The following is a 15,247-nucleotide window of genomic DNA, read 5'->3' as shown; positions in this document are numbered from 1 at the left end:
GAGATTCAATTAAAGTTATAATGTTTGGAATTTATACCGTTTAGATTTGAAGAATGTCCTCACTAAACGGTAAATACATCTATAAACCTTTAGATGACAATACATCATACGGCGCTTAAATATATGCATAACACCCAATTGCGGCCACGACACATTATCAAACTCCTGCATTCTGGCTAATACATCATTGATAACATCATCTATCAAAGAAGATTGAGGAAGCATCATCAAATGGTCAATCAAATGAATTCCCCGTTCATGTACACAATAAGGAGCTTTATCCCATATTTCTTTTTCTCGCACAAATTTCACTTGTTCATAGACAGTTTGAAAGAGCAGATATTCCTTTTCGTAATTGTACAATTTACCTTGAGTAGTACTTCCTTCACGTTTCAAATAATGATATTTAGGACAGTCTTGCATAACGACTTTCTGCGTTTTATAAAATATCTGATAAGAAACTGCAATATCTTCAAAAACTCTATTTACCGGAAAATATATTCCAGCAAATAATTGACGCTTATACAACTTATCCCACATATAATTTCTTATACGCTTATCTTCTACCAATGTTCGGATAGCTTCTTCACGAGAAAAGCTGGAGAATTGCCCAGAAGAGTGCTTCACTCTGGTCTTTACGGCAGTTTCTATATAATGCGAGCAAATGGATATATCCGCCCCATTCTCTTTCAGTAAGTGATACAAGAATTCGTACATATCCGGTTCAATCCAGTCGTCGCTATCCACGAAACCAAGGAATTCACCTTGAGCTACCGCCAAACCTCTATTCCTAGCTGCACTCTGACCTGCATTTGCCTGATGGATAACCTTTATCCGTCCATCCCTTTGGGCAAATAAATCACAAAGCTCTCCCGAACCATCGGAAGAGCCGTCGTCAATCAATATTATTTCCAGATTCTTATAAGTCTGCCCGCAAATGGATTGCAGGCTTTTCTCCAAGTAATTCTTTACATTATAGACCGGTACAATAATACTTATCAGAGGTAGTGTCTCAGTGTTCTCCATAAGCTATGACAATTACCACAACCGCAAAGTGGCCATCAACGGATAGCCCACCCGCCATCGCAATTTAAACTTACGTACCAGATTCCAAGGCTTGGTTCTGGTCTTACCTTGAAAATACCAGATGTAGTTGTTTACAGCATCCAGTACCCGTGAAGAGGATTCACCGTCCAGATGGGCTTCATGCTTGTGCACATAAGCACGCATCCGCTCCATCAGCTCTGCCGGACGGGAAATGGCTTTTTCAATGGCTCCCTCTACAGCATCCGTTTCAGTGACATTCAGCAAATGATCCCCTGGCATGGTGTTACAATAGGTCACAACCGGCTTGTCCAACATCATCGCCTCAACAATCACAGACGAAGCATCGGACAACAACACATCCGCACTGTTCAGCAGCTTGGCATCAACAAGTCCACTCTCGTGGAAAGTAATATTGGGGTAGGAAGCGGCCAGTTCCTTGTATTTCTTGAGGACTTCCATATCCGAAAATTTCGGATGGAACGAAATTATCCAATCCCAGTTCTTCTCGCGTACCAGTCTCTTGATGGTATCAAACAGATGAGGAGCAGAAGTTATATTTTTTGTAAACGTAGAAGAGTACAAGACTACCGGACGTGCATTATGAGGAGTATGTGCACGTTCCTTCACGAAAGTATCCGCCTTGCACCAGCCAGTTTCATATACCTTAAAGAAGCCGTATTTCCTCTCAAGCTCCTTGAAGGGAAGAGTGCTCGTTTCTCCTTGTGTGCAATAGACATCGAACCATCCACGAACAGAAAAATGGTCATCCTTTTCATCGCCACGCTTATTGATGGGGTAGCCATGGAAAAGGGAGACTTTCACTCCCGGGAAGAAATCATAAATATAATTGCCCGGTGCAAAAACAGCAATAGGCTGATAATCCATCACTTCCTGGACGGATTGAAGCCACCTCTCATCCTGGGCCAACAGAACCGGGCAGTCTGACTCGATAAACCATGCAACATCATCCCCTCTACGCCTGATTTCGTCCTGAAGCGGGCGAAGTATAGGATAGGAATAGGCTACCGAAACGAAAAATAAATAATGCTTCTTCATACACTCAAAATATCACGGCAACGACACAATCGTCACCTCATTTTACCAATAGAACAATAAAATTCAGCCCTTAGTTTGTAACAGTTTTGCTTTCTTTGCTTTAAACGTCTGCAAAGTAAATACAAGAATTCTGCATATACTGCATCAATCCAGAAAAAAAAATGACTTTTATCAACTTTTCTCCAAAAGTTGCTGTTTATGAAGCTTTTTCTTCTCTAAAATATCTATCTTTGCACCCCACTATTTTAAAAGTACTATTTTATGAGAAGAAATCTTTTTCATTGCTCCAACAGCCAACAAGGAGCAACAGATAAAGTGACTCTTTTATTCGGAATCACCATTTTTTTCAAATTCCTGCTATTCGATTTCATCTGGAGCATACCCACCACATTCGCTTCATTCTCTACCATCGAATTTTATGCGACCAAAATAATAGCCACCCTCGTACTTCTCGTCCCCTATAAGTTCTTCCGGTTCTGGAAAACAGAGATAGTCATCATGCTTTTGCTGGATATACTACTGATTGTCAACCTGATGTATTTCCGCACCTACTATACTGCCATTCCACTTAACAGCTATGGACTTTCTGGAAACCTAGCCGATTTCACCGGAAGCGTTTATGACTCTTTCCGCTGGTACGACATCTTCTTCCCTCTATCTACCATTGCCAGTATCCCCCTTTATTGGCATTACAAAAGAAATACCGCCGGAAGAACATCATACAAGTATTACGGAGGGGCTTTGGGAATCGGTATCCTGCTGTTTGCCATCACCACCCTGGCCAAAGGAGGATTCAAGGAAGCATACAACACCGTCCGCCAGAAAGCCTATCTGTGTGCAAGCACCACTTCCATGTATACCGTCTTCGGAAGCCTATGCTATGACCTCATCAACCAGAAGCAGGAGGCCACCCCACAGATACAGCAAGAGATAAAGGAGTGGCTGAGCCAGAAACCCGGACATCACCCTTTGGCCGGACGTATCGGAATCCGCAACAACTGCATCGTCATCCTGGCAGAATCTCTGGAAAGCTGGGTACTCGAAAGGGAAGTGGAAGGGCAAGAGATTACTCCATATCTCAACAAACTGCTGCAAGACTCCACCACCTTATACGCTCCCCACGTACTAACGCAAGTGAAAGGAGGGCGCTCCATTGATGCACAGCTGTTGCTTTGCGCCGGTATGCTGCCTATCAACAGCGGCACATACAGCAGCCAATATCCTGACCACACCTACGGAACCCTGCAGAAAGCCATGCATCAGCAGAAGAACTCGCGCAACTACCTCCTGACCATTGATAAAGTATCGACCTGGAACCAAGGCGTCATAGCCTACAGTTTCGGGACCGACACCATCATTGCTTATCATGACTTTGAACTGACAGAAGCCTTTGGCACGCACAAACGTACCGGAGACGGCTCCTTCCTGGCGCAATGCCGCCAAAAAATAGAGAAGGGGGAAATCTGGAAGAAGGGGGAGAATGTTTACATGCAGCTGGTGACCTACTCCGGCCATGCTCCCTTCAAATTGCCAGAAGAATTGAAAGAGATTCATTTCTCTCCGGCCATTCCACAGAAAATGAATGACTACATGACCACTGCACGCTATACGGACAAGGCGATAGGAAAATTCGTAGAGTACCTGAAAACACTCCCACAATACGACGAGACCCTTATCGTCATCACCGGTGACCACGAAGGACTGGCTACCTACCGTGAAGAATTGTGCAACGCCCCCGGTGGCAAGGGTATCGTATCCGACAAGACATTCACCCCTTTCATCATAGTAAACTCTCCGGTAGGCATGCGTTATGATAAAGTGATGGGACAAATCGATATGTACCCCACCTTACTGAACCTGCTCCAACTGGATGATTACTACTGGAGCGGATTGGGCCAAAGCATCCTCGACCCATGCAAGAAAGGATTCGCCATCAGCCCCCAAATGGAGGTGGTAGGTGAAGAGCCCACCCCGGCAGAAGCCGAGTTCGCCCAAAAAGCATACGATATTTCCGACCAGATGATACATTTTGATTATCTTTGCTCAAAAGCGAAGATAAGCGGCACCTCAAAATAAAAAATGAACAAGTTCATTTTGTTCTGCTTTCGGTTTGCACTATCTTTGCACCGTTCAAAAGAAGTAAAATGTAAATAAAAACAATGAAGGTACATATTCATCCGCATTATGCCGCCTACGAGAGTTATATCCGAGCCATCCCATCGGAAGAATATGAACGGGAAGAGGTTTATTGTAACCGAAGAAACACAGTCGAAAGAGTGCGGTTCGGAGACAAGGACTTCGTAATCAAAAAATACAAAAGACCTGCCCTCATAAACTGTCTCATTTACACTTGGTTTCGCAAAAGCAAAGCGCAGCGCGCCTTTGAATATGCAGAACTTTTTCTGCAACGGGGAATAGAGACCGCCCCTCCGGTAGCTTATATAGAAATCAAAAAGAATGGTTTCTTCCACACCGGATACTTTATTTCCGAATACCTCCCCTACCCGCTTGTAACGGATATGTTCGGTATGGAAATGGAGGAAGAAGAGAAAAAACGGCTAAGACATGACCTCGTAGACTTCACTCTCCAATTACATCTGAACAAGGTCTTGCCACTGGACTATAATCCCAAGAATATATTTTACCGGAAGACAAACGGCAAATATCACTTCGCCCTCATTGACATCAACCGCCTGAAGCTCGGTAAAGTGCCCGGTATCAGAATGTCCATGAATGCCTTCAGCCAACTGGGTATTCCCGCCGATGACTTCATGAAAATAATACCTCTATATGCCGAGCAAAGAGGATTCGATATTGAAGAATGCATATTCTTCACTCTCTTCAGCAGACTGAAATGGAGAAAGCAAAGACAATTTAAAAATTTCGTCAAAAGCAAGCTTCATTTCTGAAATGTCGTATCTTTGTACCAACGAGATTAGAAATTTATGCAAGATTATATCATCCAGTCCATCCAAGAAGGTATCAGGCTCAAAGAAAATATCCTGAACAACCGGCAAATGCTTACCGACATCGAAACCGTCGGCAATCTGATAGTACAAGCCCTTCGACAAGGGCACAAAGTCTTGCTTTGCGGTAACGGCGGCAGTGCAGCCGATGCCCAGCATATCGCTGCCGAACTCGTCGGACGTTTCGTGACCGAACGGGAAGGCCTGCCCGCCATCGCCATGACAACCGACACTTCCATCCTGACCGCAGTCAGCAATGATTATGGCTTCGACCGTGTCTTCGAACGGCAGACTGCAGCTTTGGGAACGAAAGGTGATATTCTGATAGGCCTTTCTACCAGCGGCAACTCTCCCAACGTAGAGCATGCCTTGCAGAAGGCACAATCTATGGGCATCACCACCATAGGGCTCCTGGGAAGGGATGGAGGAAGGTGCAAGGAACTTTGCAATTACCCGTTGATTATACAGCACGCCGAATCTGCCAGGATTCAAGAAGTGCACATTACCATCGGACATATCTTGTGCGGCATCGTCGACAATAAACTGTTCTCCCATGAATAAAGCGATTTTCCTTGATCGGGACGGTACCATCAATGTTGATTTCGGCTACGTTTATAAGACCCAAGAGCTTGAATTATTGCCCGGTGTAGCCGAAGCACTCCGTATTTTTCAGGAATTGGGTTATCTGCTGATTGTCATCACGAACCAATCCGGTATTGGACGTGGCTACTTTACACTGGAGGACGCCGAACAGTTCAACCAGGCACTCGCCCAAGAGTTGGAAAAACATGGAGTTATACTGAACGATTTCTATACTTGCCCTCACGTTCCGGAAGAACATTGCGAATGCCGTAAGCCTTCTCCTTTCATGGTGACGGAAGCGATGAAGAAATATGAAATCGACCCATCCCAATCCTATATGTTCGGAGATAAGAAATCGGATACGGAATGCGGCGAAAGAAGTGGTGTCAAGTCCTTCCGGGTCACCTCTGAGCATTCACTTCTATATTGGGCCAACCAATTAAAAAACAACCTATTATGAATACAGAATTAAACAGTATAAAGGGAAAGAAGGTACTCGTTATCGGAGACGTGATGCTGGATACTTACCATATAGGGAACGTGAAAAGGATTTCTCCCGAAGCACCCGTACCAGTGGTCCGTGTCACCCGTACCTACAATGTATTGGGAGGAGCGGCCAATGTTGCAAGAAATCTGTTGGGACTGGGTTGCTCGCCGTATGTCGTCAGCCTGCTTGGCAACGACCACAACGGAAACACAATGCAGGAGATGTTCGCTGATTTGGGTATCAGAAACGAACTGTTTCATACAGAACACCCAACCATCACCAAAACCCGCGTAATAGGCAACAGCCAGCAAGTAGTACGGCTGGACTTTGAAACAGAAAATGAATGCCTGAACGAAGAGACTGAGCAGAAATTGCTGGATGCCGTGAAGCGTGCACTCCCCGAAGTGGACATTGTCGTGATTTCGGATTATGGCAAGGGAGTATGCAATGATACAGTATGCCAGCAGGTTATATCCGCCTCTGCCGGGCAAGGGAAGAAGGTCATTATAGACCCCAAAGGGACAAATTGGGAGAAATACCGTTCCGCAACCATCATCACCCCCAATCTGAAAGAACTTTCAGCCGTTTCGGGAATGGATGTGAGAAATGAGGATAAAGAAATACATAACGCGGCAAACCGGATACTGAAGGAGTATAACCTTACTTCTCTATTAGTGACACGTTCCGAAAAAGGTATGTCATATATAGCTCCGGAAGCCTCACAAGACATTCCTACCGAAGCAAGGGAAGTATATGACGTTTCAGGTGCAGGCGATACTGTCGTGGCAACTTTAGCAGCTGCGCTGGCAGCCGGTATCCCTATTGCAGATGCCATTTATCTTGCCAATAAAGCGGCCGGCATTGTAGTCGGGAAAATAGGCACCAGCCCCATTCTGTTCAAAGAGTTGCAGGACGAGCTACAAATCGGGAAACCGGCCAGCAAACTTATTCCTATTCCCCAACTTGCAGATACTATAAAACAACTGCGTGCGCAGGAGCGCAAAATCGTATTCACAAACGGCTGCTTCGACATTCTGCACAAAGGACACGTGTGCTATCTGGAAAAGGCCAAAAGACTGGGGGACGTACTTATCGTAGGATTGAATTCGGACAGCTCGGTAAAACGTCTGAAAGGGGAATCGCGCCCCATCAATGATGAAAACGCCCGCTCCACAGTCCTGGCAGCCTTGGAAGCAGTGGACTACGTAGTGATTTTTACGGAAGACACCCCTCTGAATCTCATCAAGACAGTTGCACCGGACGTGTTGGTAAAAGGTGGCGACTATGCCATAGAAAACATTGTAGGCAGGGAGTACGCCCAAGAAACAGTAACTATCCCTTTCGTAGACGGTTATTCCACTACAAAGACGATAGGCGCCATCAACCAAGAGAAGCAATAATCTTTTCAGCGACTTGTTGGGGGGTAATATCCACCATACACTTCTGATAAACAGCCAGCTTGCATTTACCCCGTCCGTCTTTGGTGCACGGACGGCAAGGCAGGGCTGTTTCGAGTATTTCCACCGTAGGTCCCGTAGGGAAACCGAAGGCTGTAGGCCCCATCAAGGCAAAAGCAGGAACACGGAACAAATCAGCGGCATGCATAAAACCCGTATCAGCGCTGATTACCAGATTGGAACGCAACACTATGTAAGAAGACTCCATCAATGAGGTTTGTCCCGCAAGGTTAACTACCCGTTCCGGTGCAGCACTTCTGATTTCCTCACAGAAAGTATCCTTCGGACCAGCCAGAATAACAAATCTAGACTCAGGAAGAAGGGCAACCAATTCTTTCCAATAGGAAACGGGCCAGCGTTTCATTTCCCAGTTGGCAGACGGCACCAGCGTAATCATATCTTTGGTTACAAAGTTCTCATACTTGCTACGTATTTGCATCGGGAAATGCCAGTCGTGATAGTTGTCCGGAAAATGCGTAATTCCCCATTTCTTCAATGGTTTCTGAAAAGACACCATCCCCCTGAAAGGCTTGTCGAAATGGTTGATTCCCAGTTTGAACAACAAAAAGCGTTTGCCTCTCTCTTTGCTCCGCAGAGCAACGTAAGGTTTCACAAAAGGCAATGGAGACACTATCAGCTTCAATATGTTGGAACGGATATTACTATGAGCGTCATAAATGTAGTCGAAATGCTCTTTTCTCAAATCAGCCGCCATTTTCAACAACCCGGCAAGTCCGGTCTCCTTGTCAAACGCCCAGATTTTATCAATCCTGCCATCCATCGACAAGGTCCCCACCATATCTTTCCGGGTAATCCAATGAATTTCCACATCTGCAAACCGTTCACGTATTCCACCGATAATTCCCATACACTGGATAATATCCCCTATCGAACTGAAACGGATAATTAAGAATTTGGTCATAACAAATTTATTAGAATTGCTGATTCGGCACAAAAGTAATAACTTAATTCAAGTTTCGCAAATAGCGATATAGGCTAATCATACAATATAGAACATCAGCCTACACAAAACACAAACATAAAAATTCAATCCAAGTCCAAACTATTGTCTACAAGAAATCTAGAGGTATTATATATCACTCATAAAACAGTATATTTCACACCAATATTGTTTTTGCATATTATAAAATATAAATGTTTTCAAGTAATTATAATCAAAAACTCCATTTATATAAATATCTTTGTACTTATTTTCTCAATTAGCAAAAGATGACAGCTATAAAATCTCAAAACAGATTATTTTCAATCGTTATACCTACATGGAATAACCTTGCTTTCCTAAAACTATGCATACAAAGTATCCAAAGAAACTCTTACTACAATCACCAAATCATTGTACACGTAAACGATGGAAGTGACGGAACCTTAGAGTGGATAAAAAAAGCAGGTATTGATTACACACATTCTGAGCAGAATATCGGAGTATGTTTTGCTATGAATATGATGCGCACTAAAGTCAAAACTGATTATATTCTATTTTTGAATGATGATATGTATGTACTCCCTTTTTGGGACAAGGTTCTCTATGACGAAATAGAAAAACTGTCTGACAATTATTTCTTTCTTTCAGCTACATCAATACAACCACATACACAAAGCGCATCAACCATCTTAGCCAATTATGGAGACAGTATCGAAGCTTTTCAAGAAGATAAATTACTGAAAGAATACATGAACTACAAAATAAACGACTGGATGGGAGCTACCATTCCTCCCAATATCGTACACCGGGACATTTGGGATTTAGTAGGCGGTTATAGTATAGAATACTCACCCGGAATGTACAGCGACCCAGATTTCACCGCAAAATTATATATGTGTGGAGTCAGATTCATGAAAGGGCTACAAGCCAGTCGCATCTATCATTTTGAAACAAAATCAACTACCCGCATACGCAAGAATTGTGGTCAAATGCAATTTCTATTAAAATGGGGCATGACTTCATCCACATTCCGCAAAGTTTTCACTTACAAAGGAAAAGATTTCAAATCCCAAAAGATAGGAACTTTCAAAACAGGAAATAGATTCAAAATAAGCCTAATACGCGGCCGCCTAAAAGCCATATTTTATTTATTAACCAAAGATTTCGGTCCCTTATGGAAATTTTGGAAAAAAACATTTGTCTAACATTTCCCTAAAAGAGCAAAATTATAAAATAGAATTGGAACTTTCTTGCGAAGAATAGGGCTTATCCAAATCCAAATAGTGGAAATTATGCTGTCTCTGCCCGCTTTGTTTCGGTATAACCATGTAGTCTCCATATTTTCGGGTCAGATAGGCGTCATAATCTTGTACTCCCCACACTGTTTCGCCCTCAAACGAAACGGGAGTCGGAGCTCCCAGCTCTGCCTTGGGCATAATACCGCGCATACCGTCGTCATAATCACAGACTAAAGAAGACTTGTCAAAGTCATAGGTGGTCATCACATTTCTGATACTCCTCTGTACGCCGGCAGTAGTAAAAAGTCTCCGGCACAGCAGCGGCAACCATGAGCCGGGACCTTTTCCATGTTTATAAGGGTCGCGGTAGATAAAATAGAGCACCCGCTTGTAAAATTCATACCGAGCAAAATGAATCCTCTGTTTCAGGTTGCTTTGCGGTACACCATCCAATGGAAATACGTCCAAGTAGATACCTCCCAAGTATTTCAAATGCATACGCTCGATAAGAGTCGTATCCGCATCTTGTATCTTGGCAAAAGGTAATGGATAATTCGGATCATTTTCTGCGCAGACAGCCTCATAAGGCTTGGGAAGCCATTCCTTGGAATGAGACATCAACAAATCATAATCAGCCCTCGGCATACCGATATCCAAATCATCGTCCCAAGGGATAAATCCCTTATGACGGACTGCACCAAGCATAGTACCGGCCATTATATAATAGCGCAAACCATGTTCTTTACAAACTTTATCCACAGCAAGCAATATCTTCAAAATACGAAGCTGCAAAGGACGTATATCATAATCTGCCATAAAAATCAGCCCATTAATTAATAAAGTTGTGAAGGAATCAACCGCTGTGCTTGTTCAAAGTCATTCACCGTATCAAGCTCCACAGAAAAATATTCGGTAGTGTCAAGCGCATAGAAAGAGTGTCCTTGCGGTATGAGACGCTCAAAAGCACGTTCATAGAAGATATTATCCAAACCTTCTTTGGTAATCATAACCTCCAATTCCCGGAAAAGCGCTTCTGTATAAGCGGCAGACATCTTCTCGATGCCAATAGACTCGCCAATAGCTCGGGATATGGAGCACGTCTTACTGATTTCCAACACCTTGCCATCATTGTCCGCTATTACCTTGATTTCCTCTTCCCCCAATGTATGATGGTTCAGAGCCAACGCATCCGCTTGACCATATCCAAGCAACTTGGCTACAATCTGCGGGTCAAAAAGGATATCGCTGTCCAGCAACAGAATGTCCTCTTTATCTACATAAGGCCGTGTAAGCCATAAAGAGTAGATATTATTGGTAGAAGCATATTTCTCATTATAGATAAACGTAACCTCCAATGCCGGATAATGAGCTTCCAGAAAGTTCACAATCTGCTGCTGTCTATAACCGGTGACAATGACAAACTCCCGAAAGCCATTCTGCAGCAATGCATCAAAGGCTCTTTGCAGCAAACAACGCTCTCCAACTTTCAACAGACATTTTGGAGTGGTATCAGTCAACGGACGCAAACGCGAAGCTATCCCTGCAGCCAATATAACCGCTTTCATTGTAATGCAATTTTTTTAATGGTGTCAATGACAATACGGTTCTGTTCAGGACGCCCCAAGGTAATACGCAAATGGGTATTGATGTCTGGTTCATTCATGAACTTCACCTTATAATCCTCGTCGGCAAAAGCTTTCTGTAAGCGTTCTTTCAAGACAATCGGATATTTTATAAGGACAAAGTTCGCCACCGACTCATATACCTTGAAACCAGGCAACGTCCCTATCTCCGCTTCAAAGCAGGCGCGACTCTCATTCATCAGCCGTGCTATATTCCGGTAATGCGCATCCGATTTCAGTGCGGCAATAGCAATATCCTCAGAGATACGGTTATAACCCAGATATTTGTTGCTGTATTTGCCAAAGTTGGCCAACTCCTTACTCATAAACCCAAAACCCATGCGCAATCCGGGCAATCCGTAGAACTTGGAAAGCGTGCGTGAAATAATCAGGTTGGGATATTTATCAACCAGCATCTTAATATAGTCCGTATCAGTAGATACGAAAGAGGCATAGGCTTCGTCCACCAAAACGATGGTTGTTACGGGCAACTCAGCCAACAAAGCGTCCAATTCTGCAGAGGTCAGACCGTTACCGGTGGGATTATTGGGCGAAGCGATTAATAAGACCTTGGGATTCTCACGCTGTACCATCTCTTTCATGGCAGCGAAATCATATTTAAAGGTATTGCCATCCTCATACAATGGATACTGCAACGTATGCCCGTCCACTTCATCAGCAATGGATTTATAGTACCACCACGAGAATTTAGGAATGAGCATCGTCTTGTTCCCATCCTCTTGGGTCAGGAAATAGTGGACTGCTTGTTTCAATATATCTTCTCCACCATAACCCAACAGTACCTGCGGTTCATCAATTCCGTAAGATTCAGATAGATAAACAGACAGAATACTCTTCTTGCCTTCGTCGTAGATACGGGTATAGAAACAGAGTTTGTTTATATCAAAATTCTTTAGAGCCTCCACCACCTCTTGCGAAGGTGCGTAGTTAAACTCATTGCGGTCCAAATAATTCATATCTTAGGTTTCTTTTGTTAGTACTTTCCGATAACACTCCATCGTCTCACACGCCATCTGCTCCTGCGTGAAACGCTGTGCCCACTTCAATCCCTCCTCAATCATGGTGGCACGCAAAGAAGGCTCTTGTGTACGGGCAATCGCCGCTGCCAATCCCTCCACATCGTGGGGACTCACATACAATGAATGCTCCCCCCCCGCTTCTTCAAGACAAGAGCCGGTTGCTGCAACCACCGGAATGCCGGAATGCAAAGCCTCAAGAATAGGGATGCCAAAACCTTCGTAAACGGATGGGTATACAAAAGTCTCGGCCGACTGATAAATGGCAGGTAAATCGTCCGAAGGGATACCATGCAGAAAATGTACTCTGTCTTGCAATCCGGCTTTTGTCATAAACTCTTTCAGCTGATGGATATAGGCTGTGGGTCTCCCTACCAGAACAAAATGCAGTTCATCGGGCAGATACTCCAAAGCCTTCACAATGGCCAGCGCATTTTTACGCTCCTCAATGGTGCCCACCGACAAGATATAGCGTTCGGGCAACCGATAACTCCGCATCACCTCCTTGCGCTTATCCTTACCGACACGACAGGCATACAGAGAACTACACCCTTGGTAAATAACGGAAATTTTATCCGCAGGAATTCCATAATAATGTATGATGTCACGCTTGGTACACTCACTCACAGCAATGATGTGGTCTGCATGCTTGCATGCATAGCGGCATTTGTAGTTATAAATCAAGCGGTCGACCAACGAAAAACAATGTGAAAGTCTCAGGAAAATAAGGTCGTGAACAGTCACCACACTCTTTACTTCCCGTACCCGATGGATGGTCAGGGGAAGTTCGTTACTCAATCCGTGGAACAGCCGTATGTTGTCCCGTTTCAAAGTCCTGCGTATACCTCCCACGCGCCACAACGAAGTCATTCCTCTCCAGAGCCAATAAGATGGATAATGTACCGATACCGTTCCCCGGCTTTCGGCCACCATCGACGAGAGTTGCTGATTTTCACGGTGTACCGGAGCATACAACCAATACTCGTTTTCCGGAGCAAAGGCTGACAATGACTGCACCACATACCGGCTGTAATTGCCCAATCCCGTAAAATTCTGCACAGCCCGTTTTCCGTCGTATCCTATTCTCATCTCTAAAAAGTTTCAGCTGCAAATGTACAAGATAATCCTCATATAGCAGTCTATTTCGCTTTCCTTTTTTGACAAAAACACAAATTCACCTATAAAACATAAGATAGAGATGAGCAATCACTTGCTGTCTGTTACAAAAACCAAGTACGGAATCGGGCACATCCCCATTGTTCAATCCGTACTGGCCCATTGTTTTATCCTTCAAACACCTTATCTCCTTCCCGAAAACTACTTTATTCATCATCGGCCCACTGTTATGAACCAATTCAACCACACTAGTGAGCTATTTAGTTCACTCAAGTGAACATTACGGCTCACTAACGTGGGCTGCTGAAGAATCCAAAAGTAAAACGAAAGAATGAAAAGGATGCAACAGAAGAAAGAAGGATACGGAACGGAAGAAAACACGGGTGAGAGCAAAATTTACCCTCACCCTTTTCGATTGCTCTCACCCACCCCTGCAATGCCGATGAATAGGGAAGTTGAAGAAAAGAGTGAGAGCGGTGAGGGCAGAAATGCAAACTTAAAAACGGAAAGAGTCAAATTATTTTCCGGGCATTACTTAGCCACTTTGACGGATTAGTCGTATCTTCGCACGATGGAAAATCGTCGAAAAGAACAGCAGCATTATGAGAGTCATTGTTGACAACAAAATACCTTTCATTAAAGAAGCCATCGAAAAAATAGCCGACAGCGTGATTTATACTCCCGGCAGAGACTTCACTCCGGAGTTGGTAAAAGATGCCGATGCACTGATTATACGTACCCGCACCCGCTGCAACAAGGAATTGCTGGAAGGCAGTAAAGTCCGCTTCATTGCTACCGCCACCATAGGCTTCGACCATATAGATACGGAATATTGCCGTGAAGCAGGCATCGCTTGGACCAATGCCCCCGGATGCAATTCAGCATCCGTAGCCCAATACGTGCAATCAGCCTTACTATTATTGCAACAACTCAAAGGAGTACAACTGTCCGAATTGACATTAGGCATCATCGGCGTAGGCAATGTGGGTAGCAAAATAGCCCAAGTAGGGCAAGAACTAGGCATGCGTGTCCTGAAGAATGACCTGCCCCGGCAAGACAAGGAAGGAGAGAGCGATTTCAGTTCCTTGCAAGCACTCGCAGCAGAATGTGATATCCTCACCTTCCACGTACCTTTATATAAGGAAGGGCCATACAAAACATTCCATTTGGCAGACCATACTTTCTTCCGGTCATTAAAACGCTGTCCCGTCATTATCAATACCTCACGTGGAGAGGTGATTGAAACCAATGCGCTCCTGAATGCCTTAGAAGACGGACTGATTTCCGATGCCATCATTGATGTATGGGAGAATGAGCCTGATATCAATCTTACCTTATTAAATAGAGTGTTCCTTGGAACTCCCCATATAGCCGGTTATTCAGCCGACGGAAAAGCCAATGCCACCCGTATGTCCCTGGATGCCCTTTGCCGTTTCTTTCACATCAAAGCCGACTACCGCATCGCTCCCCCCCAACCCTGGAACCCGATTATTACCGCCGACAGCCTGGCAGAAGCATATCTGCAAATGTATGACCCGAGAAGGGACAGCGAAGCACTGAAAACACATCCCGAACAATTTGAAAAATTGCGGGGAGACTACCCGCTACGAAGAGAAAAAGATGCTTACACTTATATCCCAAAGTAGCACATACATTTAGAGATACAGCCCGATAATACAAAAGACGTCACTATATA

At 44.2% G+C, this 15,247-nt stretch carries 15 protein-coding genes; 8 read left to right on the top strand and 7 right to left on the bottom strand.

Annotated features, from left to right (window positions below; genetic code table 11):
- Positions 1 to 15: 15 nt before the first annotated feature.
- Entirely contained in the window at positions 16 to 1,026 is a 1,011-nt protein-coding gene (locus tag ITJ87_RS04955) for a glycosyltransferase (RefSeq protein WP_117974567.1), read from the bottom strand.
- Positions 1,027 to 1,038: 12 nt separating this feature from the next.
- The gene (locus ITJ87_RS04950) at positions 1,039 to 2,103 is read right to left on the bottom strand and encodes a CDP-glycerol glycerophosphotransferase family protein (RefSeq protein WP_117964286.1); all 1,065 of its coding nucleotides are present in this window, start codon (positions 2,101 to 2,103) and stop codon (positions 1,039 to 1,041) included.
- 261 nt (positions 2,104 to 2,364) lie between these two features.
- On the opposite strand from ITJ87_RS04950, the gene ITJ87_RS04945 reads away from it, so the two are divergent.
- The 5 genes from ITJ87_RS04945 (at position 2,365) to hldE (ending at position 7,538) form a co-directional block, all read left to right on the top strand.
- A complete protein-coding gene (locus ITJ87_RS04945) occupies positions 2,365 to 4,179 on the top strand; it encodes an LTA synthase family protein (protein WP_117964287.1) in 1,815 nt (604 codons plus the stop codon).
- Positions 4,180 to 4,262: 83 nt separating this feature from the next.
- The gene (locus ITJ87_RS04940; RefSeq protein WP_117599814.1) at positions 4,263 to 5,012 is read left to right on the top strand and encodes a lipopolysaccharide kinase InaA family protein; all 750 of its coding nucleotides are present in this window, start codon (positions 4,263 to 4,265) and stop codon (positions 5,010 to 5,012) included.
- 36 nt (positions 5,013 to 5,048) lie between these two features.
- Positions 5,049 to 5,630, top strand: a complete 582-nt coding sequence (gene gmhA, locus ITJ87_RS04935) for a D-sedoheptulose 7-phosphate isomerase (RefSeq protein ID WP_022401853.1) — start codon at positions 5,049 to 5,051, stop codon at positions 5,628 to 5,630.
- Complete coding sequence (locus ITJ87_RS04930) at positions 5,623 to 6,111, top strand: D-glycero-beta-D-manno-heptose 1,7-bisphosphate 7-phosphatase (RefSeq protein ID WP_061411034.1); 489 nt, start codon at positions 5,623 to 5,625, stop codon at positions 6,109 to 6,111. Before gmhA ends, ITJ87_RS04930 begins: the two co-directional genes overlap by 8 nt.
- Complete coding sequence (gene hldE, locus ITJ87_RS04925) at positions 6,108 to 7,538, top strand: bifunctional D-glycero-beta-D-manno-heptose-7-phosphate kinase/D-glycero-beta-D-manno-heptose 1-phosphate adenylyltransferase HldE (RefSeq protein WP_022401855.1); 1,431 nt, start codon at positions 6,108 to 6,110, stop codon at positions 7,536 to 7,538. Before ITJ87_RS04930 ends, hldE begins: the two co-directional genes overlap by 4 nt.
- Here hldE and ITJ87_RS04920 read toward each other — a convergent pair.
- Complete coding sequence (locus tag ITJ87_RS04920) at positions 7,519 to 8,517, bottom strand: glycosyltransferase family 9 protein (RefSeq protein WP_117599816.1); 999 nt, start codon at positions 8,515 to 8,517, stop codon at positions 7,519 to 7,521. The two genes, hldE and ITJ87_RS04920, sit on opposite strands and share 20 nt — an antisense overlap.
- A gap of 308 nt (positions 8,518 to 8,825) precedes the next feature.
- On the opposite strand from ITJ87_RS04920, the gene ITJ87_RS04915 reads away from it, so the two are divergent.
- Positions 8,826 to 9,743, top strand: a complete 918-nt coding sequence (locus tag ITJ87_RS04915; RefSeq protein WP_117964288.1) for a glycosyltransferase family 2 protein — start codon at positions 8,826 to 8,828, stop codon at positions 9,741 to 9,743.
- Between the two features lie 21 nt (positions 9,744 to 9,764).
- Here the strand turns inward: ITJ87_RS04915 and ITJ87_RS04910 are convergent, their stop codons facing one another.
- From ITJ87_RS04910 to ITJ87_RS04895, 4 genes are read right to left on the bottom strand one after another with little or no spacing between them, the layout of a single operon-like run.
- Entirely contained in the window at positions 9,765 to 10,592 is an 828-nt protein-coding gene (locus ITJ87_RS04910; RefSeq protein WP_005833794.1) for a phosphorylcholine transferase LicD, read from the bottom strand.
- Positions 10,593 to 10,609: 17 nt separating this feature from the next.
- Positions 10,610 to 11,341, bottom strand: coding sequence for an NTP transferase domain-containing protein (locus ITJ87_RS04905; protein WP_005825963.1), 732 nt, complete (start codon positions 11,339 to 11,341; stop codon positions 10,610 to 10,612).
- Positions 11,338 to 12,375, bottom strand: a complete 1,038-nt coding sequence (locus ITJ87_RS04900; protein WP_117964289.1) for a histidinol-phosphate transaminase — start codon at positions 12,373 to 12,375, stop codon at positions 11,338 to 11,340. Before ITJ87_RS04900 ends, ITJ87_RS04905 begins: the two co-directional genes overlap by 4 nt.
- A 3-nt stretch (positions 12,376 to 12,378) precedes the next feature.
- Positions 12,379 to 13,524 (bottom strand): glycosyltransferase family 1 protein, encoded by a 1,146-nt coding sequence (locus tag ITJ87_RS04895; protein ID WP_057087397.1) that lies wholly within the window; start codon positions 13,522 to 13,524, stop codon positions 12,379 to 12,381.
- A 367-nt stretch (positions 13,525 to 13,891) separates the two neighbouring features.
- Between ITJ87_RS04895 and ITJ87_RS04890 the strand changes: the two genes are divergently transcribed.
- Both ITJ87_RS04890 and pdxB read left to right on the top strand, forming a co-directional pair.
- On the top strand, positions 13,892 to 14,107 hold the full coding sequence (locus tag ITJ87_RS04890; protein ID WP_229075254.1) for a hypothetical protein: 216 nt from the start codon (positions 13,892 to 13,894) through the stop codon (positions 14,105 to 14,107).
- Positions 14,108 to 14,153: 46 nt separating this feature from the next.
- Positions 14,154 to 15,197 carry a 4-phosphoerythronate dehydrogenase PdxB gene (pdxB, locus tag ITJ87_RS04885; RefSeq protein WP_117964290.1) on the top strand — a complete coding sequence of 348 codons (1,044 nt, stop codon included), beginning with the start codon at positions 14,154 to 14,156 and terminating at the stop codon, positions 15,195 to 15,197.
- Positions 15,198 to 15,247 lie beyond the last annotated feature (50 nt).

Source organism: Bacteroides sp. HF-162, from assembly GCF_015679285.1.
Lineage (GTDB): Bacteria > Bacteroidota > Bacteroidia > Bacteroidales > Bacteroidaceae > Bacteroides > Bacteroides uniformis.
This window is presented reverse-complemented; position numbering and strand designations above follow the sequence as displayed.